Source organism: Sphingomonas sp. SP6 (assembly GCF_058313435.1).
On record NZ_JBZFLG010000002.1, the window covers coordinates 763,201 to 786,551 of the forward strand.

General features: G+C 70.8%; 19 protein-coding genes and 1 tRNA gene. 9 read left to right on the top strand and 11 right to left on the bottom strand.

Features of this window, described 5'->3' with window-relative positions; all coding sequences use genetic code 11:
* Nucleotides 1-5: 5 nt before the first annotated feature.
* From AC4GYY_RS09500 to AC4GYY_RS09510, 3 genes are read right to left on the bottom strand one after another with little or no spacing between them, the layout of a single operon-like run.
* The gene (locus AC4GYY_RS09500) at nt 6-1,070 is read right to left on the bottom strand and encodes an NAD(P)/FAD-dependent oxidoreductase (protein WP_491120044.1); all 1,065 of its coding nucleotides are present in this window, start codon (nt 1,068-1,070) and stop codon (nt 6-8) included.
* Nucleotides 1,067-1,756 carry a methyltransferase domain-containing protein gene (locus AC4GYY_RS09505; RefSeq protein WP_491120046.1) on the bottom strand — a complete coding sequence of 230 codons (690 nt, stop codon included), beginning with the start codon at nt 1,754-1,756 and terminating at the stop codon, nt 1,067-1,069. The genes AC4GYY_RS09500 and AC4GYY_RS09505 overlap by 4 nt, the downstream gene beginning before the upstream one ends.
* The gene (locus AC4GYY_RS09510) at nt 1,753-2,796 is read right to left on the bottom strand and encodes a type III polyketide synthase (RefSeq protein WP_491120048.1); all 1,044 of its coding nucleotides are present in this window, start codon (nt 2,794-2,796) and stop codon (nt 1,753-1,755) included. The genes AC4GYY_RS09505 and AC4GYY_RS09510 overlap by 4 nt, the downstream gene beginning before the upstream one ends.
* A gap of 99 nt (nt 2,797-2,895) precedes the next feature.
* Between AC4GYY_RS09510 and AC4GYY_RS09515 the strand changes: the two genes are divergently transcribed.
* Nucleotides 2,896-4,938 carry a S9 family peptidase gene (locus AC4GYY_RS09515; RefSeq protein ID WP_491120049.1) on the top strand — a complete coding sequence of 681 codons (2,043 nt, stop codon included), beginning with the start codon at nt 2,896-2,898 and terminating at the stop codon, nt 4,936-4,938.
* A 60-nt stretch (nt 4,939-4,998) separates the two neighbouring features.
* Here AC4GYY_RS09515 and AC4GYY_RS09520 read toward each other — a convergent pair whose 3' ends face one another.
* The 6 genes from AC4GYY_RS09520 to AC4GYY_RS09545 all read right to left on the bottom strand — a co-directional run bounded on the left by AC4GYY_RS09520 (nt 4,999) and on the right by AC4GYY_RS09545 (nt 15,787).
* Nucleotides 4,999-8,388 (bottom strand): amidohydrolase family protein, encoded by a 3,390-nt coding sequence (locus AC4GYY_RS09520; protein ID WP_491120050.1) that lies wholly within the window; start codon nt 8,386-8,388, stop codon nt 4,999-5,001.
* A 52-nt stretch (nt 8,389-8,440) separates the two neighbouring features.
* Nucleotides 8,441-10,762: a protein kinase domain-containing protein gene (locus AC4GYY_RS09525; protein ID WP_491120052.1), complete on the bottom strand. Its 2,322-nt coding sequence runs from the start codon at nt 10,760-10,762 to the stop codon at nt 8,441-8,443.
* Nucleotides 10,716-11,258 carry an ECF-type sigma factor gene (locus AC4GYY_RS09530; RefSeq protein WP_491120054.1) on the bottom strand — a complete coding sequence of 181 codons (543 nt, stop codon included), beginning with the start codon at nt 11,256-11,258 and terminating at the stop codon, nt 10,716-10,718. Before AC4GYY_RS09530 ends, AC4GYY_RS09525 begins: the two co-directional genes overlap by 47 nt.
* 84 nt (nt 11,259-11,342) lie before the next feature.
* Nucleotides 11,343-14,753: a beta strand repeat-containing protein gene (locus AC4GYY_RS09535; RefSeq protein WP_491120056.1), complete on the bottom strand. Its 3,411-nt coding sequence runs from the start codon at nt 14,751-14,753 to the stop codon at nt 11,343-11,345.
* 152 nt (nt 14,754-14,905) lie between these two features.
* Nucleotides 14,906-14,992: transfer RNA gene (locus tag AC4GYY_RS09540), tRNA-Leu, on the bottom strand.
* 90 nt (nt 14,993-15,082) lie between these two features.
* The gene (locus AC4GYY_RS09545; protein ID WP_491120058.1) at nt 15,083-15,787 is read right to left on the bottom strand and encodes a zinc-ribbon domain-containing protein; all 705 of its coding nucleotides are present in this window, start codon (nt 15,785-15,787) and stop codon (nt 15,083-15,085) included.
* Nucleotides 15,788-15,907: 120 nt separating this feature from the next.
* On the opposite strand from AC4GYY_RS09545, the gene ftsE reads away from it, so the two are divergent.
* The 5 genes from ftsE to AC4GYY_RS09570 are packed head-to-tail and all read left to right on the top strand — an operon-like array spanning nt 15,908 to nt 19,115.
* A complete protein-coding gene (gene ftsE / locus AC4GYY_RS09550) occupies nt 15,908-16,612 on the top strand; it encodes a cell division ATP-binding protein FtsE (RefSeq protein ID WP_491120060.1) in 705 nt (234 codons plus the stop codon).
* A complete protein-coding gene (locus AC4GYY_RS09555; RefSeq protein WP_491120062.1) occupies nt 16,609-17,466 on the top strand; it encodes a cell division protein FtsX in 858 nt (285 codons plus the stop codon). The genes ftsE and AC4GYY_RS09555 overlap by 4 nt, the downstream gene beginning before the upstream one ends.
* Complete coding sequence (locus AC4GYY_RS09560) at nt 17,463-17,996, top strand: YdcF family protein (protein WP_491120064.1); 534 nt, start codon at nt 17,463-17,465, stop codon at nt 17,994-17,996. The genes AC4GYY_RS09555 and AC4GYY_RS09560 overlap by 4 nt, the downstream gene beginning before the upstream one ends.
* A complete protein-coding gene (locus AC4GYY_RS09565; protein ID WP_491120253.1) occupies nt 17,996-18,703 on the top strand; it encodes a lysophospholipid acyltransferase family protein in 708 nt (235 codons plus the stop codon). The genes AC4GYY_RS09560 and AC4GYY_RS09565 overlap by 1 nt, the downstream gene beginning before the upstream one ends.
* A 7-nt stretch (nt 18,704-18,710) precedes the next feature.
* Entirely contained in the window at nt 18,711-19,115 is a 405-nt protein-coding gene (locus AC4GYY_RS09570; protein WP_491120066.1) for a hypothetical protein, read from the top strand.
* A gap of 2 nt (nt 19,116-19,117) precedes the next feature.
* Here AC4GYY_RS09570 and AC4GYY_RS09575 read toward each other — a convergent pair whose 3' ends face one another.
* Together AC4GYY_RS09575 and hisC are read right to left on the bottom strand one after the other, a co-directional pair.
* Nucleotides 19,118-20,026, bottom strand: coding sequence for a prephenate/arogenate dehydrogenase family protein (locus AC4GYY_RS09575; RefSeq protein ID WP_491120068.1), 909 nt, complete (start codon nt 20,024-20,026; stop codon nt 19,118-19,120).
* Nucleotides 20,026-21,120, bottom strand: a complete 1,095-nt coding sequence (gene hisC, locus AC4GYY_RS09580) for a histidinol-phosphate transaminase (protein WP_491120069.1) — start codon at nt 21,118-21,120, stop codon at nt 20,026-20,028. Before hisC ends, AC4GYY_RS09575 begins: the two co-directional genes overlap by 1 nt.
* A gap of 55 nt (nt 21,121-21,175) precedes the next feature.
* On the opposite strand from hisC, the gene metX reads away from it, so the two are divergent.
* From metX to AC4GYY_RS09595, 3 genes are all read left to right on the top strand, one after another.
* Nucleotides 21,176-22,279, top strand: a complete 1,104-nt coding sequence (metX, locus tag AC4GYY_RS09585; protein ID WP_491120071.1) for a homoserine O-acetyltransferase MetX — start codon at nt 21,176-21,178, stop codon at nt 22,277-22,279.
* The gene (gene metW / locus AC4GYY_RS09590) at nt 22,276-22,872 is read left to right on the top strand and encodes a methionine biosynthesis protein MetW (RefSeq protein WP_491120072.1); all 597 of its coding nucleotides are present in this window, start codon (nt 22,276-22,278) and stop codon (nt 22,870-22,872) included. The genes metX and metW overlap by 4 nt, the downstream gene beginning before the upstream one ends.
* 82 nt (nt 22,873-22,954) lie before the next feature.
* On the top strand, nt 22,955-23,344 hold the full coding sequence (locus tag AC4GYY_RS09595) for a response regulator (protein WP_491120074.1): 390 nt from the start codon (nt 22,955-22,957) through the stop codon (nt 23,342-23,344).
* The last annotated feature ends 7 nt before the right edge of the window (nt 23,345-23,351 follow it).

Sequence of the window (23,351 nt, forward strand, 5' to 3'; positions counted from 1 at the left end):
GGTGGTTAACAAGTGATCGGCGTTCGCCCGCCCGAAATGCGGGTCGCCGCTGCCGCCCATGCGACCAACCGGGGGGCCAGCCCGGCGACCGACACCAGCGACAGGGCCAGCGTCGGTCGCTCCATCGCCCCCCAGATCGTGTCCGCACGCCCGATCGGTCGAGCGATCCGCCGCGCGAAGCCGCGCTGCCACGTTCCCGCGTCCACCCCGCGCAGGATCGCGGTCGCGGCCGACACCCCGCTGGCGAAGGCGATCCCCATGCCCTCGCCGGCGAGCGACGGGATCACGCCAGCCTGGTCGCCCAGGCGGAAGAGGCCGGGCACGCCGTCCGCGAGGCGCCAGCCGTAGGGCACGTTGGCGACCGCATCGATCGCCGCCGCGCCGTCGAGATCGGCGAGCCGCTCGCCGAGCGGGCCGGCCGCAAGCGAGTCAAGCAAGGCCAGCGGCGACCCGGACTCGCGCAGCCGCGACCGCCGCACGGCAAGGCAGACGTTGGCGCTCCCGTCCTCCTGGAGCGCGACGCCTGCGTAACCGCGATCGAAGAGGTGAAGTTCGACCGTATCGGCGACGAGCCGCGTCAGGGTGGGGGAGGGCGCCAGCCGGACGCGCAGGCCCAGGGTCGGGTCGTGCGGATCCACCGGGCGGGGCAGCCCGCGCAGGTCGTGCTTGCCGGTCGCGAGCAGCACCGCCTCCGCCTCGACCTCATCCAGCCGTCGCACGTGCGCGCCGCGTTCGATCCGCGCGCCGGCGCGCGCGGCGGCGGCGAGCAGCAAGGTGTCGAGGCGCCGTCGCGAGACCGCCACGGCCGGGCGGGGCAGGAGGGACTCGGCCACGCGCGGACCCGCGAACAGCCGCACGCGAGTGATCCGTGCACGAGACAGCGCCTCCGGCGCGATGCCGAGCGATGCGAGCGTGTCGAGCGTCCGCCAGCTCAGGAATCCGCCGCACAACGCATCGCCGGTCTCGCGACTCCGTTCGAGGAGCAGCGGCTCGGCTCCGCCGCGCGCCAGCGTGATCGCCGCCGCCGCGCCCGCCGGCCCGCCACCGATGATCACCGCCTTCGGCGTCATCGCAGCCGCTCGACGCAGAGCCGGAACGGAAAGACGCGGAAAACGCGGGCCTCGGTCACCCCCGCCTCGGCGAGGAGCGGCGGCCATTCCGCCGGCCGGTAGCTCCGGGCGATCGACAGCCGGCCGTCGTGGCGGACGATCGGGTGCCAGCCGAACACGCGGGCGAGCAGCGGAAAACCGGCGTGGGCGAACGCATGGCGGTGAAGATCGTTGATCAGCCACCCGCGGCCGGATTCGCGCTCCATGAAGTGCACGAAGGCCACCAGCTGGTCGTGGGTCATGTGATGCGCGACCAGGCTCGAGATCACCGCGTCCCAGCCGTCTCCGGCGAGAGCGGCATAGTCGCCGGTCACCCAGCGGATCGGCAGATCGGGCGGGGTATGCGCGCGCGCCGCCGCCTCGCTGCGCGGATTGAGATCGACCCCCACCAGCTCGACCGGCTGGCCACGCTTCGCCGCCCAGCCCGCGACGCGACGGAGCATGTCGCCGTCGCCGAAGCCGACATCGAGGATCCGCAGCGGCTTCGCAACGGTCGCGATACGGGCGAGAAAGGCGAGCGTGGGGCGGGCCGCGAGGGTCACGGCGTTGACCTTGGCGAGATCGCCGACCACCGCTGCATAGGTCTGCACGGGCAGGTCGTCCGCGTCCATCAGCTCCTCGGCCTCGGCGCGGCGCGCGAGCATCACGCGCTTCGGAACGCAAAGCCCTCGGCAGCGAGCCCGGGGCCGAAGGCGAGCGCGACGCCGTCGCGAACGGGCGCGCCGGCGAGCATCCGCGCCAGCACGAACATTAAGGTCGCAGAGGACATGTTGCCGTTCGCCGCGAGCACCGCCCGCGAGTCGGCGAGAGCTTCGCCGGAAAGCCCGAACACCCCCTCGACCGCGTCGAGGATCGAGCGGCCGCCGGCGTGGACCGCCCAGGCGTCGATCTCCTCGGGGGTGCGCCCGCCGGTCGCGGCGCGCGCGACGTCGGGGTCGCTCAGCGCGGCGGCGATCCGGCCCGGAACCTCGCCGGACAGGTGCATCGCGAAGCCGGTATCGGTGATGTCCCAGCGGATCAGCGCGCTCGAGGCGGGGAGGGTGGTCGCGAACGGCGCGCCGAGCGCGAAGCCCTCGGCGTCGCCGGTGACCAGTGCCGCCGCCGCGCCGTCGCCGAACTGGAGCATCGCGAGCAGCGGCTCGATCTCCGCCGCCGCCTGGAGGTGGAGCGTGCAGAGTTCGACGGTGACGACGAGCACCCGCGCCGCCGGCTCCGACCGCACGATATGGCGTGCGGTGCGCAGCGCCGCGACGGCGGCGTAGCAGCCCATGAAGCCGATCAGCGTGCGCTCGACGTTCGCCAGGCCCAGGTCCGCGGCGATGATCTGGTCGATCCCCGGCGCGACGAAGCCGGTGCAGCTCGCGACGACGAGATGGGTGATCCCGCCCAGCGGGCGCTGCGCCGCGAGATCGCCGATCGCCCGGAGCGCCAGCGCGGGCGCCGCCTCGGCGTAGATGCGCATCCGCGCCGCCGTGCCTGGCATCGCATCCGCGTAGAACCCGCCCGGCGCGATCGGGTGCGGTGCATCCGGCAGCACCGACCAACGGTGCTCGATCCCCGAACGCTTGGCCATGCGGTCGAACAGCCGCGCCTCGCGGTCGGGCAGACGCGCATGCGCCCAGGTCTCGAACGCATGGTGGACATCTTGGGACGGCACCGCGGTGCCGATGGCGTTGAGGAAGGACACGGGCGAACTCTAGGACATTCAGCAGATCAGTACGAACGGCATGATCGAACGGACGCATGGGTGTGTTGCGGTTGGCGACGATCGGTTTAATCGCGAGCGATGAAATCGTTTCTCGCCGCGACGTCGGTCGCGATTGCCGCCGCGTCTCCGGCCCTGTCTCCGGCCCTGGCCCGCCCGCTCACCATCGACGACGTGACGATGCTCAGCCGCGTCGGCGCGCCGACCACATCCGCGGATGGACGCTGGCTGGTGTGGGCGCAGCGCGAGACCGATCTCGCCGCCGACAAGGGGCGGTACGATCTGTGGCGACTCGATCTGTCGAAGCGCGGAGCGAAGCCCGAGCCCCTGGCGGCGGAGGCCGACGTCAACGAGAACGATCCGCAGATCGTCGGGCGGACGGTCTATTTCACGTCGGACAAGGGCGGCGACCAGGCGGTCTGGGCGATCGGGACCGACGGCAGCAACCCGCACAAGCTGACCGGCTTCCAGGGTGGATTGAGCGGCTTCAAGGTCGCGCCGACCGGAGACAAGATCGTCGTCTGGGCCGATCGCAAGCCGGGCGCGCCCAGCCTCGCGCCGGCCATGGAGAAGAAGGACCCGAACGCCGGCGGCGGGCGGACCTACGACCAATTGTTCGTGCGTCACTGGGACACGTGGGGGGACGGCACGCGGCAGCAATTGTTCGTCCTGCCGCTCGGGCCGGACGGCGCGCCGGGCGACGGAGTGGCGGTCGCAGCAACGCTGATCGGCGACGCGCCGTCCAAGCCGATGGGCGGCGGCGAGGAGGTGGCGTGGAGCCCGGACGGGCGCACGCTCGTTTTCGCGCTGCGCGAGGCGGGGCGGATCGAGCCGCTGTCGACCAACCTCGACATCTTCCAGGTCGCGGCGGACGGGTCCTCGGCGCCGGTCAACCTGACCGATGCGAACGAGGCGACCGACACCCAGCCCGCGGTCTCCCCCGACGGCCGCACGCTTGCCTGGCTGGCGATGAAGCGACCGGGACACGAAGCGGACCGGCTTGTCGTCATGCTCCGCGATCTCGCGACCGGCCGGGTACGGGCGCTGACGGACGGGTGGGACCGATCGGCGGCGTCGGTCGCGTGGAGCGTCGATTCGCGGACCCTCTACGTCACCGCGGACGACGTGCAGGACACCCCGCTGTTCGCGGTCGATGCGAGGACGGGGACGGTCACGCGGCTGACCAAGGCGGGTCATGTCGCGGCGGTCTCGGTCACGCCGCAGGGGCTCGTGACAGCGCTGGACAGCTTAGTTGCGCCGGACGACTTCTGGCTGGTGGCGGGCAAGGGCGCGCCGCGGCGGCTGACAACGGTCAACGCGACCAAACTGGCGGGCATCGACATGCCCCTGGTGACACGATTCAGCTTCACCGGTGCCAACAACGATCCGGTCCACGGCTATGCGGTGAGGCCGGCGGGGAGCACCGGAAAGGTCCCGATCGCGTATATGGTGCACGGCGGGCCGGAGGGGTCGTCGAACGACTCGTGGTCGTACCGCTGGAACCCGGCGGTGTTCGCGGGCGCGGGCTACGGGCTCGTCGCGGTCGATTTCCACGGGTCGACCGGGTACGGGCAGGCCTTCACCGACGCGATCCGGGGCAATTGGGGCGGGTGGCCGCTCGACGATCTGAAGGCGGGACTCGAGGCAGCGACGACCAAGTTCGCCTGGCTCGACGGCGACCGGGCCTGTGCGCTCGGCGCGTCTTACGGCGGGTACATGATGAACTGGATCGAGGGGCAGTGGCCCGATCGGTTCAAGTGCATCGTCCAGCACGACGGCGTCTTCGATGCGCGCGCGATGGCGTACGAGACCGAGGAATTGTGGTTCGACGAATGGCAGCACGGGGGAAAGGCGTATTTCGAGGACCCGGCCGCGTTCGAGAAGTGGAACCCGGTCAACTTCGTCCAGAACTGGAGAACGCCGATGCTGGTCATCACCGGCGAGAAGGACTTCCGCATTCCCTACACGCAGGGGCTGGCCGCCTTCACCGCGCTTCAGCGGCGCGACATTCCCTCACGACTGCTGGTGAACCCGGACGAGAACCATTGGGTGCTCAAGCCGAAGAACTCGCGGCAATGGTACCGCGAGGTGATCGGGTGGATGGACCGGTGGACGACCAAGTAGCAGGTGTTTTCGGGCAGTCGGGAACCCAGAGCCTCACTCCGGGCTCCCGCTGTTGGCGGTTCAGTCGGCTCCGTGCATCGTCGTCACCGTGCTCGCCGAGGTCGGGCCGCCCTGCCAGTAATAGGGCCGCCGCTTCGCCGTGCCGGTGACTTCCTCGTTCATCGTCTTCGAATCGTAGAGGCGGCCGCCGAGCATGACCTTGGCGACCTTCTCCGAATTGCGGATGTCCGCGCTCGGATCGGCGTCGAGGACGACGAGGTCGGCGAGCTTGCCGACCTCCAGGCTGCCGATGTCCTTCGCCATGCCGAGCGACTTCGCCGGGACGATCGTTCCCGCGCGCAAGGCCTCGACCGGGGTCATGCCGCCGCGGACGAAGCTCCACAGCTCCCAGTGGCTGCCGATGCCGGACTGCTGGCCGTGCGCACCGATCGAGACAAGGACGCCGCGGTGCGCGAGCTTGTTCGCCTCGCGCGCATTGTCGTCGTCGACGAAATCCTCCTCGGGCGCCTTGGTGCGGCGGACGTTGGCGGCCGCGAGTTGATCGGGCGGAATGTGCGCGGCGAGCAGCGGCTGCTTCCACACGTCGGTCGCCTGCCGCCAGTACGGATCGCCCGCGAGGCCGCCGTAGCTGACGATCAGCGTGGGCGTATTGTTGGTCTTCGATTCCGAGAAGAACTGGAGCACGTCTTCGTAGAAATGCTCGAGCGGGACGTTGTGCTCGACGGTGGAGTTGCCGTCGGCGATCAGCGTCATGTCGAAATTGTAGAGCGAGCCACCTTCCGCGACGACCTGCATATTCTCGCGACGTGAGGCCTCGGTGACCATCTGGCGCTGGTCGCGGCGGGGCTGGTTGTAGTTCTTGATCGAATGCCCGCCCTCCGCCTTGATCCGGCGGATGTGATCGAGCGCATCGTCGTAGCTGTCGATCTGCGCGTACACGTCGGCGGCTTTCGCCCCGTAGACGATCTCCGCGGTCGAGAAGATGCGCGGGGCGAGCAGGTCGCCGGCGCGCTGGCGCTCCGACGCGGTGAAGATCTCCGAGGCACGCGCAGAGGGATCGTGCTTGGTCGTCGTTCCCATCGCGAGGTTGACGAGCTCGGACCAGTTCTGCTGCGGGACGACCTCGTCCTCGCCCTGCGGGCCGTGGGCGTGGGCGTCGATGAGGCCGGGGATGATCGTCTTGCCGGCCAGGTCGACGGTCTTCGCGCCGGCGGGGATCTGGACCGAGGCGCGGGGGCCGACCGCGACGATGCGGTCGCCGCGGATCACGACCACGCCGTCGTCGATCGGGCCGCCGTCCGCCGCGTCGTCGCGCATCGTCAGGATGCGCGCGCCGACGAGCGCGACGGTGCCGGTCGGCTTGGCGGCGGGGACGGTCATCGACAGCGACACGCCGGTAGCGGGGGCGACGAACTTCGCGGCGGTCTCACCCGTGGGCGCTGACGGGAACAGCGCGTCGCGGCGCGCGGTGAAGACCGTCGGCCCGAGGCTCCAGTGGAGCTGATCGCCGCCGTTCGACCAGTGGATGTAATCCGCGCCGTCGGCGCTGACGCGGGTGACGGGGAGCGCTTTGGTGTCGGGCGCGACCTCGACCGCCTGGCCGCCGGGCATCAGCGGCATCGCGAACGCCTCGTAATTCTGGCGGAACGCGACCGTCTGGCCATCGGGCGAGACGATGAAGTCGTTGGCGAGCTCGCCCTTGGCGTGGACGCGCTTGTTCTGCCCGGAGAGGTCGGTCGAGACGAGCGCGCGCTCCTCGCCCTCCTCGGCGACCATGAACAGGCGGTCGGCGGTCGCGCCGAACTGCGGCGAGACGGCGTCCTTGCTGACGAGCGTCGCCGCGCCGCCGGCCGCGGGGACGACATAGACGCCGGGATTGGCCGACCAGAGCGCCGACGTCAGACCCTCGCTGCCGCGGCTCTCGAACGCGATCGTGCGGCCGTCGGGGGAGAAGCGCGGTTTCGCATAGTGACCGGGGTGTGCGGTGACGGTGCGAGGCTTGCCGCCCGCCGCACCGACGACGTTGATCTTGCCGAGCCCGGCGTCGGTCCACTCGACATAGGTGATCTGGCTACCGTCGCGCGACCAGCTGGGGAACATCTCTAGCACGTCGCCAGCAGCAGTGAGGCGCTTGGCCGTGCCGCCCGCCATCGGCTTGGTCCAGAGCTTGCCGAGGGTCTCGAAGACGACAGTGCGGCCGTCGGGCGAGACGCTGGCCCAGCGCGGCATCTTCGTCTCGAAGCTGGCGGGCGCGACCTCGATCTGCGGGTGGGGGCCGTCGATGAGGCCCCGGGTGTCGGCAACGCGGAACGGGATCACCGCGGCGTTCGCACCGTCGGCGTCGACGCGGCGGATCTTGCCGCCCGCCCAGAAGACGACCGACTTCGAATCGGGGGTCCAGCTCATGTTGGGATAGACGCCGGTGACCGCCCAGGTCTCCTGCACGTCCTGGTCGAGCGCGTCGTAGATCTTGCGCTCGGCGCCGGAGTCGAGATCCTTGACGTAGAGCTTCGACCGGGCGCGCTCGCGGCGGACGAAAGCGATCTTGCGGCCGTCGGGCGAGGGGGTCGGGCGCACCGAGCCGCCGAGGCCGGTGACCGCAGTCGTCACCTCGCCGGTGGCGAGATCGTAGCGCTCGATGTCGAACAGGTCGGTGTTCGAATCCTGCGCATATTCGAACACGTTCCCCGGCGTGACGTTCCTCGTGTAGAAGATCGACTTGCCGTCGGCGGCGTAGATCGGCTCGCCCAGCTCCTTCTGGAGCTTCTCGTTGGCGCGCTTGACGAGCTGGACGCCGCCGCCGCCCGCGACCGAATAGAGCCACACCTCGCCGGTGCCGAGCGAGCGGCCGGTGGTGAAATGCTTCTTCGCGGCGATGAAGCGCCCGTCCTTCGACCAGGTCGGCTGGTTGAGGAGGCGGAAGTCCTCCTTGGTGACCTGGCGCTTGTCGGAGCCGTCGGCGTTCATGATCCAGATGTTGTCGCCGCCGCCGCGATCCGAGGTGAAGGCGATGCGGCGGCCGTCGGGCGACCAGCGCGGCTGGACCTCCCAGGCGAGGCCCTCGGCGATCCGGGTCGGCGCGCCGCCGGCGATCGGCATCGTGTAGATGTCGCCGAGCAGATCGAAGGCGAGCGTGCGGCCGTCGGGGGAGACGTCGATGTCGATCCAGCTGCCCTCTTCGACGCTGATCGGGACCTGGCGGACGGTCGCGCCGGGGGGATTGTTGACGTCCCACTTCTGGCCCTTGGTCGGGGCCGGCTTCGCGGCGTCCGTGCTCGCGCCCGGCGTCCGCGCCGGCTGCTGCTGCGGCGGCGCGGTGGGGGCCTGGGTGGGCGGGCGGGTCGCCTGGTCCTCGGGGGCTTCGGTCCGCTCCTGCGGCGGTGCGGACTGCGGTTGCGGCGCGGCCTGGGCGAGCAGGACGGCGAGGACGCTGGCGACGGACGTGATCATGAAACCCCTCTCTTGTCTTTGGACGGATGGGTAAGCGGCGCTGACGCCGTTGTCACGACCCCGCGCAGAGCTTCGCCGCGGTGGCACGAGCTTCGGGATAGGCCTTATTCGCGTCCAACTTGCCGAGCCTGCCGCGTCGCTCGATCGCCTCCCAACCGGCCGTCGATCGCCGGGCGAGGGTGCAGGCCTCGCCGCCCCGACCGGCCTTGGCGAGCGTCTCGGCGGCGGCCTCGAGCCCGACCGCGAGATCGCGGGCGCGGCGCGGATCGTCCGGCTGGGCGGCGGCGCGCCGCTGGCGGATCGCGACCGAGGCGAGCGCGGCGGGTGCGGCCTCCGCCGAACGTCCGAGCTCGGCGAGCAGCGACGCCTGCTGGTTGTAGAGGATCGCGAGCCACTTCTCGGCGTTCGCGTCGGGCCCATAGGACAGGACGCGGCGCATGGTCGCGATCCCTGCCTCGGCCTCGACCAGCGCGCCCGGCACGTCATATTGTTCGAGCGTGCCCGAGACGAACCAGTGCGATTCGCCGACGCGCTCCAGCCAGGCGAGGGTCGGGCGGCGAGCGAGTTCGGCGGCGGCGACCGCCTGCGCCTGGCGGAAGGCGCCGAGCGAGGCGCGGTTGTCGCCGGCATAATAGAGCGCGTCCCCGAGCCGGTTGAGCAGGTTCACCCGCAGCTGCTGCGCCTCGTCCCGGTGCGCGGCGTCGTAGCGGGTCGCGTCGAGGCGTGCGAGCGCCAGGCGTACCACCGGGATCGCGCCGCCGGGGTCGTCATCGGTCCAGATCAGCTCGAACGCCCGGTTCTTCTCGGTCCAGAGCGAGCCGAGCAGCGCGCCTTGCCGATCGGGCTCGCGGGCGAGCGCGCGGGCGAAGGCGAGCCGCGCGGCGGCGTTGATCGCGCGCGAATCCGCATTCTCGGGCGCGAGCGTCCAGCGATCGAGCGCGATGCGGCCGGCGAGTTCGTCGGCCGCGGCGCCGGCGGGGAGGGTGCGGACGAGCGCGTCGGCGCGCACGAGCGAAGCGAGCGCATCGCTCGGGCGGCCGAGGCTCGCCACCCCGGAGACGCCCTGCACCCGGGCCAATCGTTCGAAGCCGCGCGCGATCTCCAGACGGAGCGAGCCTTCCGGCGGCGCGGTCTCAGCCAGGCGATCGAGGTAACCGCGTGCGACCTCGGCGATGCGCACGCGGGCGGCGACGGTGCCGGGGGCGTCGCCGAGTTCATCGTAGAGGTCGGTCAGCATGAAGCGCGCGAGGGCGCGGACCTCGTCGAAGCGACGCTCGGCGACCGCGCGCTGGCGGCTTTCGGCACGCGCGGCCAGGAGCGCCCAGACCGACGTCGCCGACAGCAGGAGCAGTGCCAGCGTCGCGGCGGCGACCCCGATGCGGTGACGCGACAGGAACCGCTGCGCGCGGTAGCGGACGGTCGGCGCGCGGGCCGAGACCGGAAGCCGATCGCGCCAGCGGTCGAGATCGGCGAGCAGGTCGCCGACCCCGGTGTAGCGCGCGCGCTCGTCCTCGGCGCGCGCGCGCGCGGCGATCGCGGCGAGGTCGGGATCGCCCGCGTCCGAGGTCACCACGGCGAGCAGCTCGCCGAGCGCGAAGACGTCGTCGGCGATCATCGGCGCGCGGCCCGCCCGGCGCGCGGGACTGGCGTAGGCGGGGGTCATCGGGTGCGCCACAACGGTCTCGTCGCCGAGCAGCCGCGCGACCCCGAAATCGAGCAGTCGGACACGGCCGCCTTCGTCGACGACGATGTTCGAAGGCTTGAGGTCGGCATGGACTACCAGCCGGGCGTGCGCGAACTGAACCGCGACCGCCGCCTCGCGAAGCAGCGCGACCCGCTGCGCGAGCGGCAGGCCGCCGGCGGCGGCGTCGAGGTGGCGGCCGGGTACGAACTCCATGACGAGATAGGGCACGCCCTCCGCGACCCCGCCGTCGATCAGCCGGGCGATGCCGGGATGGTCGAGCCGGGCCAGGATGCGCCGCTCCTCGGCGAAGCGCGCGCCCAGCAAGGCGGGGGAGGCGCGCAGCAGCTTGACCGCGACCGTCTGCTCGAACAGCCCGTCCGTGCGCTCGCCGCGCCAGACGCGGCCCATCCCGCCGACGCCGACCTCCTCGATCAGCGCGAAGGCGCCGACGCGCGTCGGGACCGGCAGGTCGTCGTCGGCGAGGACGATCGTCGGGAGCTCGCCCCCGATCCGCGCGCGGCCGAGCAGGCGGCGGACGCGCGCGCCGACCGCCGCGTCCTCCGCCGCCAGCGTTCGGTCGACGGCGGCGTCGTCGCGCTGCTCGACGAGCTCGTCGACCAGCGCGAGCGCGCGGCGCTCGAGCTCAGGCGGGAGCGTCGGCCGGGTCCTCGTCGTCGGCGAGATGGTCATGGAGCCAGGCCCGCGCGCTCTGCCAGCGGCGCTTGACGGTGCGCGGGGCGATGCCGAGCGCGGTGGCGGTCTCCTCGACGGTCATGCCGAGCGAGAAGCGCAGCTCGACGATCGTCGCATGATCGGGGGAGACCGCCTCGAGCGCCTTGAGCGCCGCGTCGAGCGCCTCCACATCGACGGCCGCGCGCGCGCCGCCGAGGATCGTCGGCAGCACCGTCGGCATGTGACGCTTGGCGGCGGAGGCGCGGCGGACCTCGTCGATCAGGATGCGGCGCATCGTCCGCGCGCCGAGCGCGAGCGCATGGGCCTGGTCGTTCGTCTGCGCCGCATCGGACTGGATCAGCCGGAGAAAGGCGTCGTGCGCGAGTTCGGTCGGATCGAAGGCGAGACGCTGGCGGTCGCCCGAGAGCATCCGCCGCGCGGTGCGCCGCATCTCGGCGTAACATTCGGCGCTGAGATCGTAGCGCCTTGGGGACTCGATCGACGAGGCCGGCATGGCACGTCCCGCGCAACCAACGATGCGCAAACCATGCCATGCCGGACCTCGCCGTGCCAGTGGGCTTCGAGGGTCGTGCGGACCTTACAGCTTGAAGTCGTCGGAGATCGGGACGGTCCCGTCGATGCGGATCGCGAAGTCCGCACCCAGATCGGTGTCGACGTTGCCCTGGAGGTAGGTGATCCCGGCGATGGTGACCATGTGGAGCTGCCCGGCGGCGGTGAACGCACCCGCGCCGACGAAGGTGAACGCCTGATCGCCGCTCGCTCCCAGATCGGCGTCGATCTTCGACAGGTCGATCGTGTCGACGCCGGTCGCGAAATCGGCGATCCGATCGACGTAGAGCGTCCCGTTGTTCACGTCGCCGTTCGCGAAGGCGAAGGTGTCCGCGCCTGCGCCGCCGGTCATCGTGTCGCCCCCCTCGCCGCCGGTCAGCGTGTCGTCACCGTCGCCGCCCACGAGCGTGTCGGCCGCGGTGCCGCCGAGCAGCTTGTCGCTGCCGCCGCCACCGTTCAGCGTGTCGCGGCCGTCGCCGCCGGCGAGCGTGTCCGCGAAGTCCGCGCCGGTGATCGTGTCGTTGTTCTTGGTGCCGGTGACGTCGAAGACCTCGACCCCGGTGAAGACCGTCTGCGTGCCGCCGTCGGCCGAGAAATAGCCGCGGAAGCCGCCGTTGTCGTTATCGACGCTCATCGAGGTCGAGATCGCGCTTTCGCTGTCGACCGCCGAATAGTCGATCACGAGCACGTCCTTGCTGCCCGAGCCGCCGTTGAACGTGTCACTGCCCCAGAAGAAGCTGGCGGTGTCGTTGCCGCCGTTGCCCCAGACCACGTCGCCCAGCTGAAGATGGCCGGTCGTGATCTTGTCCGCGCCCTCGCCGGTCCGCAGGTCCAGGAGGTATTCGATGCCGGTGAAGCTCGACCCCTTGAGCGAGAGCTTGCCCGCATCGACGTCGACCGTGATCTTGCCGCCCAAGCCGGTCATGTCCTTCTGAAGACCATCGATGCCGGCGCCGCCGTCGACCACGTCGTCGCCGCTGCCGGCGTAGATCTTGTCGTCGCCGCCGCCGCCCGACAGGGTGTCGTTGAACTCCCTGCCCGACAGGATGTCGCCGTATCGGGTGCCCGTGATCGTGAACGCCTCGACGCTGGCGTAATCGACCCGCAGCAGGTTGCTGGCGTAGACATAGCCGGCGTAGCCGCCGGTGGCGTCGGCGTTCTGGCTGACGCTGGTGATGCCGACGCCGATGTCGACCGCCGACCAGTCGATCACCAGCCGGTCGGTGCCGATGCCGGCGGTGTAGCGATCATAGCCGTTATAGGCCGCGAAGGTGTCGTCGCCCGCCCCGGTCTCGACATAGTCGGTCAGCTGGAGCGTGGTCGACACCAGCGAATCGTTGCCGCCGCCGGTGATGAAGGCGAAGCCGGTGCCCGACGCGCCGAAATATTCGAAGTTCTTGATCGTCCCGATCGCCGCGGTCGCGCCGTTGGCGGCGAGGTCGACGGAGATGTCGAACTCGGCGCCGGTCAGATTGCGGGCGACCCCGTCGATCCCGGCGCCCCCGTCGAGCGTGTCGACGCCGGCGCCGGTGCGGATATAGTCGAACCCCCCGCCGCCGTTCACGACGTCGTTGTTGTCCCCGGCGTAGATCGTGTCGTCGAACGCGGTGCCGGTGATCTGGAACGCCTCGACCGAACTGAAGTCGGCGCGGGTGTCGCCGTCGACATAGTAATAGCCGGACCAGCCGCCGTTGGTGTCGACGTTGAAGGACATGGTGATGCCCTTGTTGGTGGTCTGTGCCGACCAGTCGATGATCAGCGTGTCCGTGTCGTTGGAGCCGCCGGCGAACCGGTCATATCCTTCGTAGAAGGTCGCGGTGTCGTTGCCGCCGCCGCCGGTGACGACGTCGTCGGCCTGCGCGGAGGTGGTGACGAAGGTGTCGCCGCCCGAGCCGCCGGTGACGCCCGAAAAATATTCGAAGCCTGCGATCGTGCCGAGCGCGGCGGTGATCGTGCTGGTCTTCAGGTTGATCGTGATCGCGGTCGTCAGCGCGGTCAGATCGCGGCCCAGCCCGTCGATGCCGGCGCCGCCGTCGAGCGTGTCGACGCCGCGGCCCGAGGTGACGATGTCGTTGCCCGCGCCCGCGGAGACCGCATCGTCGAAATCGCCGGTGGTGATCTTGTCGTCGAACGCGGTGCCGGTGATCGCGAACGATTCGACGGAGCTGAAGTCCGTCCGGGTATCGCCGTCGACATAGTAATAGCCGCGCCAGCCGCCGTTCGCGTCGACGCTGAAGGACATCTGGATCCCGGCGTTGGTGTTCTGCGCGGAATAATCGACGATCAGCCGATCGCTGCCCTGGCTGCCGGCGAAGCTGTCGACGCCTTCGAAGAAGCTGGCGGTATCGCCGCCGCCGCCGCCGTCGATCGTATCGTTGGCCTGGACCGCCGTGGAGACGAAGGTATCGCTCTGCGCGCTGCCGATCACGTTCGAGAAATATTCGAAGCCGGCAATCGTGCCGTAGGCGGCGGTGATGGTGGAGGTCTGGAGGTTGATCGAGACCGCCGTCGCCTGGTTGGTCAGATCGCGACCCAGCCCGTCGATTCCGTCCCCGCCGTCCAGCGTGTCGCTGCCCCAGCCCGAGCGGACGTCGTCGTTGCCGCCATTGCCCGACAGGATGTTGCCGCCGTTCCCGGCGTAAATGGCGTCGTTGTTCTTGGTGCCCAGCACCTCGAACCGCTCGGTGGTGGTGAAATCCACGCGCTGGACGCCGTTGACGAAATAATAGCCGCGGTAACCCCCGCCGGCGTCCACCGAGAGCGAAGTCTGGATACCTTCGGCCCCGGCGTACCAGCTTTCGTCGGTCTTGAGCGTGTCGACGCCCCCGCCGCCGATAAAATCGTCGTCGCCGACCCGGAACTCGACGCGGTCGTTGCCTTCGCCGCCGTTGACGCTGTCGTTGCCGCGCGCCTGCGAGCTGACGAAGGTGTCGTTCCCGCCCGAGCCCTGGACGTTGTAGAAATATTCGAAGCTCTTGATCGAGCCCTGGCTCGCGGTGATCGAGTCGGTCGACAGGTTGACCGAGACGCCGCCCGCCACGGCGGCGAAATTCTTGTTGAACCCGTCGATCCCGGTGCCGCCGTCGAGCGTGTCCTTGCCCGCATCGGCCTGGACGATGTCGTTGCCGCCGCCGGCCTTGATCACGTCCGCGCCGTTGCCGGTCTGGATCACGTCGGCATAATTGGTGCCGGTGATGTTGAAGCGTTCGATGCTCGCGAAGGCGTAGCGGCTGTTGCCGTCAAGGTAGAATTCGCCCTTGTAGCCGCCGGTCGCGTCGGCGCTGATCGAGGTGGAGAAGCCGTAGCCCTCCTTGAACCCCGACAGATCGAGCGTGAACAGATCGTCGGGCGTGTTGAAGAGCCGTCCCGGCCCGCCCACGAAGAGCGCGTCGAGCGCGTGGGCGTCGGTGTTCCTGCGAAAGCTGCTGTGTCTGGCCATGTCGTTTCCCCGGAAAATCGTGCCGAACCGCCCGGCACATTGCGAAGCGGGGTTAGGCGGGAAAGGGGGCCACCGATTGGATGGAATCGACGAGTGGGCGACGAACCGCCCCTCTTGAAGGCGGACGGCCCATGCCGACAGTCATGGGAGAATGGTGCGGTCGAGAAGACTCGAACTTCCACGGCCTTTCGGCCACAGCCACCTCAAGGCTGCGCGTCTACCAGTTCCGCCACGACCGCACGTGCCATACCGCCGGAAGGCCCGGCGGCCGGTAGGCGGACGCCCCTAGCGAAGCGTCCGCGGCGTGGCAACGGTTTTCGCGGGGGCGGTCACGAGCCGCCCTCGCCGGCGAAGCTCAGCTCCAGCCGCTTCGAGGAGGCGGGGACGTCGAGCTTGGCGGAGTTGAAGTCGATCGCGCTCTTGGGCGCGAGCGTGCGCTGCTGCGGCGTGATCGTCCACGAATAGACGATCCGCCCGGTCGCGTCGCGCAGATCGGCGCGGATGTCGGGAACGCGCTGCGCGGTCGCGGACGGATTGAGCACCTTGCCCGAGACCGCGAACAGCTCCGATCCGTTGGTCAGATCGCGGCGCTCGATCGGATTGTCGACCAGCCGCAGCGGCGAATCCTTGGGCCCGAGCGACAGCCCGACATTGGCGAGCAGCCCCGGCGCGCTGGACCAGAGGATGATCCCGACGCCGGCGATCATCAGCAGCCCGGCGGCGATCGCCGCCGCGGTCCAGCGGCGCGCCGGATTGCGCCGCGGCGGGCCGGCGGGGGCGGGGGGCGATGCCGACGCCTCGGTCGGCTCGGCCGCGCTCGCCAGCGGAGCGAGCGGCGGCGGCGCGTCCGGCAGCGGCGGGTAGGAGACCGGCGGCTCGACCGTCGCGGGCGGAGGCGCGCCCTCCTGGAACCAGCTGTGTCGGCAATTGGCGCAGCGCACCGTCCGGCCCTCGGTCCCGATCGCCCCGTCGGGGACGAGGTAGCGGCTGCGGCACTGCGGGCATTCGAGGATCATCGTGGACTGACGCTTCAACTTCCGGCGATGGGCGACGCACCCGACCGGCCATCGCGGAATCTAAGCACGGGCGCGGCGGCGCTGGCAAGCTCGCGACTTGATGGCCGCGGCGCTCCCGTGCGATGGTCGCCCGCAGCCATGGCCAATATCGTGCAGTTCGAGAATGTGGGGCTGCGCTATGGTGCGGGCGCGGAGACGCTGATCGACCTGACCTTCACGCTCGCGGCCGGCACCTTCTACTTCCTCACCGGGGCGAGCGGCGCGGGCAAGACCTCGCTACTGAGGCTTCTCTATCTCGCCCAGCGGCCGAGCCGCGGCATCATCCGACTGTTCGGCGAGGATGCGGTCACGATGCCGCGCGGCCGCTTGCCGGGATTCCGGCGGCGGATCGGGGTGGTGTTCCAGGACTTCCGGCTGGTGCCGCACCTTTCGGTCGCGGACAATATCGCGCTGCCGCTGCGGGTCGCCGGCGTCGGCGAGCGCGACATCGCCGGGCCGGTCGACGAGATGCTCGCCTGGGTCGGGCTGGGCGGTCGCGGCGGCGCGCTGCCGGCGACGCTGTCCGGCGGCGAGCAGCAGCGGGTCGCGATCGCGCGCGCGGTGATCGCCCGCCCCGAGATCCTGGTCGCGGACGAGCCGACCGGCAATGTCGACCCGGTGATGGCGGAGCGACTGCTCCACCTGTTCGATTCGCTCAACACGCTCGGGACGACCATCGTCGTCGCGACCCATGATCTTCATCTCCTCAATCGTGTGCGCGGCGCGCGGATGATGCGGCTGGAGGGCGGACGGCTGCTCGACCCGACCGGGGCGCTGCGCCATCCGCCGGGCGCGGCGGCATGAGCGGCGGCGCCACCACCCGGTTGCTCGACGATGCGCGCGGCGTCCGGGCGATGACCTGGGTGATCGCCATCATGCTGTTCCTGACGCTGCTCGCGGCGGCGGCGGGTCTGGCGACCGCGCATGCGGCGGGGGCGCTCGATCGGCGGCTGGCCGGGCGGCTGACGGTGCAGATCGCGCCGGGCGCGGGCGATCCGGTGCGGGTCGCGGCGCTGCTGACGGCGCGGCCCGAGGTGCGCGGGGTGAGGCGGGTGCCCGCGGACGAGCTGGCCGCGCTCCTCGCGCCGTTCCTGGGCGGCGACGCGGCCGATCCCGAGCTGCCGGTGCCCGCGCTGATCGACGTCGACCTGACGCGCGCGGACGGGGCGGCGGCGGTCGAGCGGGCGGTCCGCGCGGTCGCGCCCGCGGCACGGATCGATCGGCATGCCGACTGGATGGCGCCCGTCGCCTCGCTGCTGGCGACGCTGACCTGGCTCGCGGGTGGGCTGGTGGTGCTGATGGCGGCGGCGACCGCGAGCGTGGTGGTGCTCGCCGCGCGCGCCGGGCTCGACGCGCACCGGGCGACGATCGAGGTCATGCACATGCTCGGCTCGACCGACGTCCAGGTCGCGCGGCTGTTCCAGCGGCGGATCGCGCGCGACGCGCTGATCGGCGGCGTGGTCGGCGGCGGAGCAGCGCTCGCGGTGATCGCGCTGATCGGCGCGCGGGTGGCCGCGTTCGGCTCCGAACTGCTGGGAAGCGCGACGATCGGCGCGACGGGCTGGGTGCTGCTCGCGTCCCTCCCGATCGGCTTCGTCCTGCTGGCGGCGGGCAGCGCGCGCGTCGCGGTGGTGGCGGCGCTGAGGCGGACGCTGTGATCGTCCGCATCCTGTCGGTGCTGGCGCTCGCCTGGGGGCTGGGCTTCGCGGCGTTCATGCTGCTGCTGGCGCCCCCGGCCAGCGACGTCGTCACCGATGCAGTGGTGGTGCCGACCGGCGGGCCGGGGCGGATCGACCGCGGCCTCGCGCTGGTCGAGGCGGGCAAGGCGAAGCGGATGCTGGTGTCCGGGGTCGCGCCCGGGGTGCGCAAGGCGGACGTCGCGCGCATCTTCGGTCACGCCGCGACGGTCGCCTGCTGCGTCGATCTGGGCGCCGAGGCCGTCGACACGCGGTCGAATGCGGAGGAGACCGCGCGCTGGGTGGAGGACCACCGCGTCCGCTCGGTCCGCCTCGTCACGTCCGATTGGCATATGGCGCGGGCGCGGATGGAGCTGGGCGCGGCGCTCGATCCGCAGGTGCGGATCGTCCGGGACGGGGTGCCGGCGGAACAGCGGCTGGGGCTGCTGATCAACGAATACAACAAGCTGCTGCTGCGGCGGGTCGCATTGTGGACGGGGCTGGGCGCGTGATCGCCTGGCTTCGGACGATCGTGTTCCGCGCGCTGTTCTACGCATTGTCGGTGCCGATCGTGCTGGCGGTGCCGCTCTCGGCGCTGTTCGGCCAGCGCGCGGTGATCGCCAACGCGCATCTCTGGGCACGGATGCACCGGCTGCTGATGCGCGTCATCCTCGGCATCCGCCCGCGGGTGGAGGGCGCGGTGCCCGAGGGCCAGGTGTTCTACGCCGCCAAGCACCAGGCCATGTACGAGACGCTGGAGCTCCAGCTGATCCTCGGCGCGCCGGTGATGGTCATCAAGCGCGAGCTGATGCGGATCCCGGTCTGGGGCTGGGCGACGACCAGATACGGCTCGATCGTGGTCGACCGCGAGGCGTCGGCCGGGGCGCTGCGGAAGATGGTGCACGAGGCCAAGCGGGCGCGCGCCGAGGGCCGGTCGGTGATCGTCTATGCGGAGGGGACGCGGGTCCCGCCGGGCGAGACGCCGCCGCTCCGATCGGGGTTCGCGGGGCTCTACAAGGCGCTGGCGCTCCCCGTGGTGCCGATCGCGCTCGACAGCGGGCGGTTGCTGCCGAAGCGCGGGGCGAAACATGCGGGCGTGGTGACGATCCGCATCGGCGAGCCGATCCCGCCGGGGCTGCCGCGGCGAGAGATCGAGGCGCGGGTCCACGCCGCGATCAACGCGCTGGAGGCGGAACAGGCGGGGCCGCTCGCCGGTTGAGCGGCGCATGGCAGACAAGAAGACCCGCAGGGCGCCGCCGAAGAGCCGCGCGAAGTCCAATATCAAGCCTCAGCGCTCGGGCGTCGGCGCCCGGACGGTCGTGGTCGGCGCCGCCGCCGGGCTGGGTGCGATCGCGGCGATCGCGCTCGGCTTCTTCGGGCTGAGCCGGACCGGGATCGGCGCTGGCGGCGCGCGCAAGCCCGGCGGCGACGCCGAGCATCCGGCGGCGGACCTCGCCGCCGACGCGCCGCCGGTCGGCTCGCAGCGTGCGCCCGAGGCGTTCCGCCCCGATCCGACCGCGCCCGTGCCTGAGAGCGAGCGCGAGAGCCTTCGCCCGGCGACCGGCCCGGGACCGAGCATGACCGCGATGCGCGGCGAAATGGCGAACCAGACGGGCGCGTCGAACGGGTGATCCTATCCGTGCCGCCGGCCGAAGTCGGCGGCGGCGTCGTCCTGGCCCTGGTCGACGACCTGGCGACGGATCGCGCGGGTCTTGGTGAAGGCGTCGAACAGCGCGTCGCCGTCGCCCCAGCGGATCGCCCGCTGAAGTTGGCTCAAGTCCTCGCTGAAGCGCTGGAGCATCTCCAGCACCGCCTCCTTGTTCGACAGGAAGACGTCCCGCCACATCGTCGGGTCGCTCGCGGCGATGCGCGTGAAGTCGCGGAAGCCGCCGGCGGAGAATTTGATCACCTCCGACGAGGTGACCTCCTCGAGGTCGCTGGCGGTGCCGACGATCGTGTAGGCGATCAGGTGGGGCAGGTGGCTCGTCACCGCGAGGACGCGGTCGTGGTGGTCCGGGGCCATCGTCTCGACCTGGCTGCCGAGCCGCCGCCAGAACTCGGCGACACGCTCGGCGGCGACGGGATCGCTTTCGGCCAAGGGCGTGACGATGCACCAGCGGCCCTGGAAGAGCGCGGCGAACCCTGCCTCCGGGCCGCTGCGCTCGGTGCCGGCGACCGGGTGGGCGGGGACGACGCGGGCCGGATCGAGCGAGGCGGAGAGCGCACGGGCGACCTCCGCCTTGCAGCTGCCGACATCGCTGACGATTGCGTCGGCGGGGAGGTCGGCGGCGATCTCCGCGGCGACCGCCTCCATCGCGCCGACGGGCACGCAAAGAATGACGAGATCGGCGTCGGTGACGCTCGCGCCCGCGGTGTCGGCGACGTCGTCGACGAGATCGAGCGCGCGGACGGTGTCGCGGACCTGCGGGTCGGCGTCGTGCCCGGTCAGGCGCACGGTCGGCATCGCCTCGCGCACCGCGCGCGCGATCGAGGAGCCGATCAGCCCGAGGCCGACGATGGTGACGCGGGAGAAGGGGAGCATCAGGCTCCCGCCATCCTGCGTAACGCGGCGACGACGCCCTTGCATTCGTCCTCGGTGCCGATGGTGATGCGCAGGCCGTGGGGCAGGCCCTGACCCGGCAGCCAGCGGACGATATAGCCCGCGTCCATCAGCCCCTTGTACGCGACCTCCGCGGTCAGATCGCCTTCGAACAGGACGAGCACGAAATTCGCCTGGCTGGGGACGGCACGCAGGCCGGCGTTGCCGAGCTTGCCGATCTCGTCGGCGAACCACGCGCGCCATGTCGCATTGTGCTCGGCGGTGTGCGCGACGAAGGCGTCGTCGCCGAGCGCTGCGACCGCGGCAGCGGTGCCGGCGATGGTGATGGAGAAGGGCAGGCGGATGCGGTGCATCGCCTGGATGATGTCCGCGCTCGCATAGCCCCAGCCGATCCGCTCGGCGGCGAGGCCGTACATCTTCGAGAAGGTGCGGGTGACGAGGACGTTGGGCGCGGTCTTGGCCAGCGCCATCGCGCCGTCGTCATGCGCGCCGTCGATGTACTCGGCATAAGCGTGGTCGACGACGAGCAGGATGTCGTCGCGCAGGCCGGCGTGGAGCCGGGCGATCTCGTCGCGCGGCGCATAGGTGCCGGTCGGGTTGTTGGGGTTGGCGACGTAGACGATCCGCGTCCGGTCGGTGACGCAGGACAGGATCGCGTCGACGTCGGTCGCATAATCCTTGTCCGGGGCGACCACCGGGGTCGCGCCGACGCGGCGGGTCGCGATCGGGTACACCGAGAAACCGTAGTGGACGTAGATCACCTCGTCGCCGACCCCGGCGAACGCGCCGCAGGCGAGGTGGAGCACCTCGTCCGAACCGTTGCCGTAGATGATCCGCGCGGCGTCGAGCCCGTATTTGGCGGCGAGCGCCTCGCGCAGTTCGGTCCCGCTGGCGTCGGGATAACGCTCGAGGTTGTGCGACGCGGCGGCGAACGCTTCGCGCGCCGCCGGGCTGGTGCCGAGGGGATTCTCGTTCGACGAAAGCTTGGCGACCTTGCGGCCGTCGTCGGTGGTCGAGCGGCCCGGGATATAGGGCGCGATCTCGAGGATGTACGGCTTGGCGACGGGTCCGGTCATGCGGGGCGCTTAGCGACGCTGGCGAACCGGGTCCACACGCCCTATCGAGCGCGCGATGTCCGATCCGCGCTTCGGCCTCTCGCGTTCGATCACCCTCCCCGGCCCGCTGCGGCTCGACGGCGGCGGGACGCTGACGCCGGTAGAGATCGCCTACGAGACCTATGGCGACCCCGAGCACCCCGCGATCCTGATCTGTCACGCGCTGACCGGGGACCAGCATGTCGCCAGCGTCCATCCGCGCACCGGCAAGCCCGGATGGTGGGGGAACATGGTCGGGCCGGGCAAGCCGATCGACACCGACGCGAACCTCGTCATCTGCGCCAATGTGCTGGGCTCGTGCCTCGGCTCGTCGGGGCCGGCGAGCGTCGATCCGGCGACGGGGCGCGAATGGGGGATGGCGTTTCCGGTCATCACCATCCGCGACATGGTGCGCGCGCAGGCGATGCTGCTCGATCATCTCGGCGTCGCGCGGCTGAAGGCGGTGGTCGGCGGGTCGATGGGGGGGATGCAGGCGCTCAGCTGGGCGGCGACCTTCCCCGACCGGGTCGAGGGGTGCCTCGTCATCGCCTCGACCGCGCGGCACACCGCGCAGAACATCGCCTTCCACGAGGTCGGGCGGCAGGCGGTGATGGCCGATCCGCACTGGAACGGGGGCGATTATTACCGCGCGGAGCCGCCCGCCGCCGGGCTGGCGGTGGCGCGGATGGCGGCGCACATCACGTACCTGTCGGAAGCGGGGCTGACGAGCAAGTTCGGGCGCAAGTTGCAGGCGCGGGACGCCAAGACCTTCGGGTTCGACGCCGACTTCCAGGTCGAGAGCTATCTGCGGCATCAAGGGATCGCGTTCGTCGATCGGTTCGACGCCAACAGCTACCTCTACATCACCCGCGCGATGGATTATTTCGACCTTGCCGAGGAGCATGGCGGGCTGCTCGCCAACGCCTTTCGCGGCTCGCGCGCGCGGTTCTGCCTGGTGAGCTTCGACACCGACTGGCTCTACCCAACCGCCGAGTCGCGCACGGTCGTGCAGGCGTTGAACGCCAGCGGCGCGGCGGTGAGCTTCGTCGAGCTGCAAAGCCCGTTCGGGCACGACGCCTTCCTGCTCGATCCGCCGGGGCTTGCCGATGTGGTGCGCGGGTTCCTGGGCGCCGGGCGGTGACGCTCCGCCCCGACCTCGCGGTCATCGCCGATCATGTCGCGCCCGGATCGCGGGTGCTCGACGTCGGCTGCGGCGACGGGGCGCTGATGGCGGCGCTCCGGGACACCAAGCAGGTCGACGCGCGCGGGCTGGAGATCGACGCGGGCAACGTCGCGGCGGCGGTGGCGCGCGGGCTCTCCGTCATCCAGGGCGACGCCGACGTCGACCTGGCCGGCTATCCCGATGCGAGCTTCGACTATGCGATCCTGAGCCAGACGCTCCAGACGGCGCGCGCGCCGCATGTCGTGCTCGATCAGCTGCTGCGGATCGGCGCCCGCGCGTTCGTGTCGTTTCCGAACTTCGCCCATTGGCGGACGCGACTGTCGCTGCTGTGGGGCGGGCGGATGCCGGTGACCAAGTTGCTGCCCGAGGAATGGTACGACACGCCCAATATCCATCATGTCACGATCGACGATTTTCGCGCCTTCGTCGCCAAACGCGATATCGTGGTGGAGCGCGCGTGGTTCCTGTCGCGTGGGGTGGAGACGAGCGCGGCGGCGGCGAACCTGCTCGCCGAACATGCGGTGTTCCTGTTGCGGCGCGGACACGGTTGACGGCAAAGTAACGCTGTCGGAACCATCGTCGCGCAGACCGGTTCGAAATCGGACGTTTCCTGGCTCCAACCGAAGTTAAACCGTGACCAAGACCGCTCTCATCGTCGAAGACGAGATCTTCGTGGCGCTCGATCTGGAACGCATTCTCGAAGATGCGGGCTACCGGGTGGTCGCGATCGCGGCCGATACGCCGACCGCGCTCGCGGCTGCGCCCGAATGCGAGTTCGCGTTCGTCGACGTCAACCTTCGCGACGGTGCGACCGGCCCGCTGATCGCCGAGCGGATCGCGCGCGATTACGGGGTGAAGGTGGTGTTCGTCACCGCCAATCCGGCGCAGATCGAGGCCCCTGCCGGAGGCCTCGGCTATATCCGCAAGCCGTTCAGCGAGGCCGCGATCGTGACGGCGGCGGCGGTGGTGACCGGCCATGAGGCCGACTGCCCGGACCTGGTCCGGTTCGAGACCCACGGCTGAGCCGGTC

Bases quoted from the DNA above. Each gene is read 5' to 3' on its own strand.
- AC4GYY_RS09500 (WP_491120044.1), bottom strand. From the start codon at position 1,070: ATGACGCCGAAGGCGGTGATCATCGGTGGCGGGCCGGCGGGCGCGGCG.
- AC4GYY_RS09515 (WP_491120049.1), top strand. From the start codon at position 2,896: ATGAAATCGTTTCTCGCCGCGACGTCGGTCGCGATTGCCGCCGCGTCT.
- AC4GYY_RS09520 (WP_491120050.1), bottom strand. From the start codon at position 8,388: ATGATCACGTCCGTCGCCAGCGTCCTCGCCGTCCTGCTCGCCCAGGCC.
- AC4GYY_RS09525 (WP_491120052.1), bottom strand. From the start codon at position 10,762: ATGACCATCTCGCCGACGACGAGGACCCGGCCGACGCTCCCGCCTGAG.
- AC4GYY_RS09530 (WP_491120054.1), bottom strand. From the start codon at position 11,258: ATGCCGGCCTCGTCGATCGAGTCCCCAAGGCGCTACGATCTCAGCGCC.
- AC4GYY_RS09535 (WP_491120056.1), bottom strand. From the start codon at position 14,753: ATGGCCAGACACAGCAGCTTTCGCAGGAACACCGACGCCCACGCGCTC.
- ftsE (WP_491120060.1), top strand. From the start codon at position 15,908: ATGGCCAATATCGTGCAGTTCGAGAATGTGGGGCTGCGCTATGGTGCG.
- AC4GYY_RS09555 (WP_491120062.1), top strand. From the start codon at position 16,609: ATGAGCGGCGGCGCCACCACCCGGTTGCTCGACGATGCGCGCGGCGTC.
- AC4GYY_RS09570 (WP_491120066.1), top strand. From the start codon at position 18,711: ATGGCAGACAAGAAGACCCGCAGGGCGCCGCCGAAGAGCCGCGCGAAG.
- AC4GYY_RS09575 (WP_491120068.1), bottom strand. From the start codon at position 20,026: ATGCTCCCCTTCTCCCGCGTCACCATCGTCGGCCTCGGGCTGATCGGC.
- hisC (WP_491120069.1), bottom strand. From the start codon at position 21,120: ATGACCGGACCCGTCGCCAAGCCGTACATCCTCGAGATCGCGCCCTAT.
- metX (WP_491120071.1), top strand. From the start codon at position 21,176: ATGTCCGATCCGCGCTTCGGCCTCTCGCGTTCGATCACCCTCCCCGGC.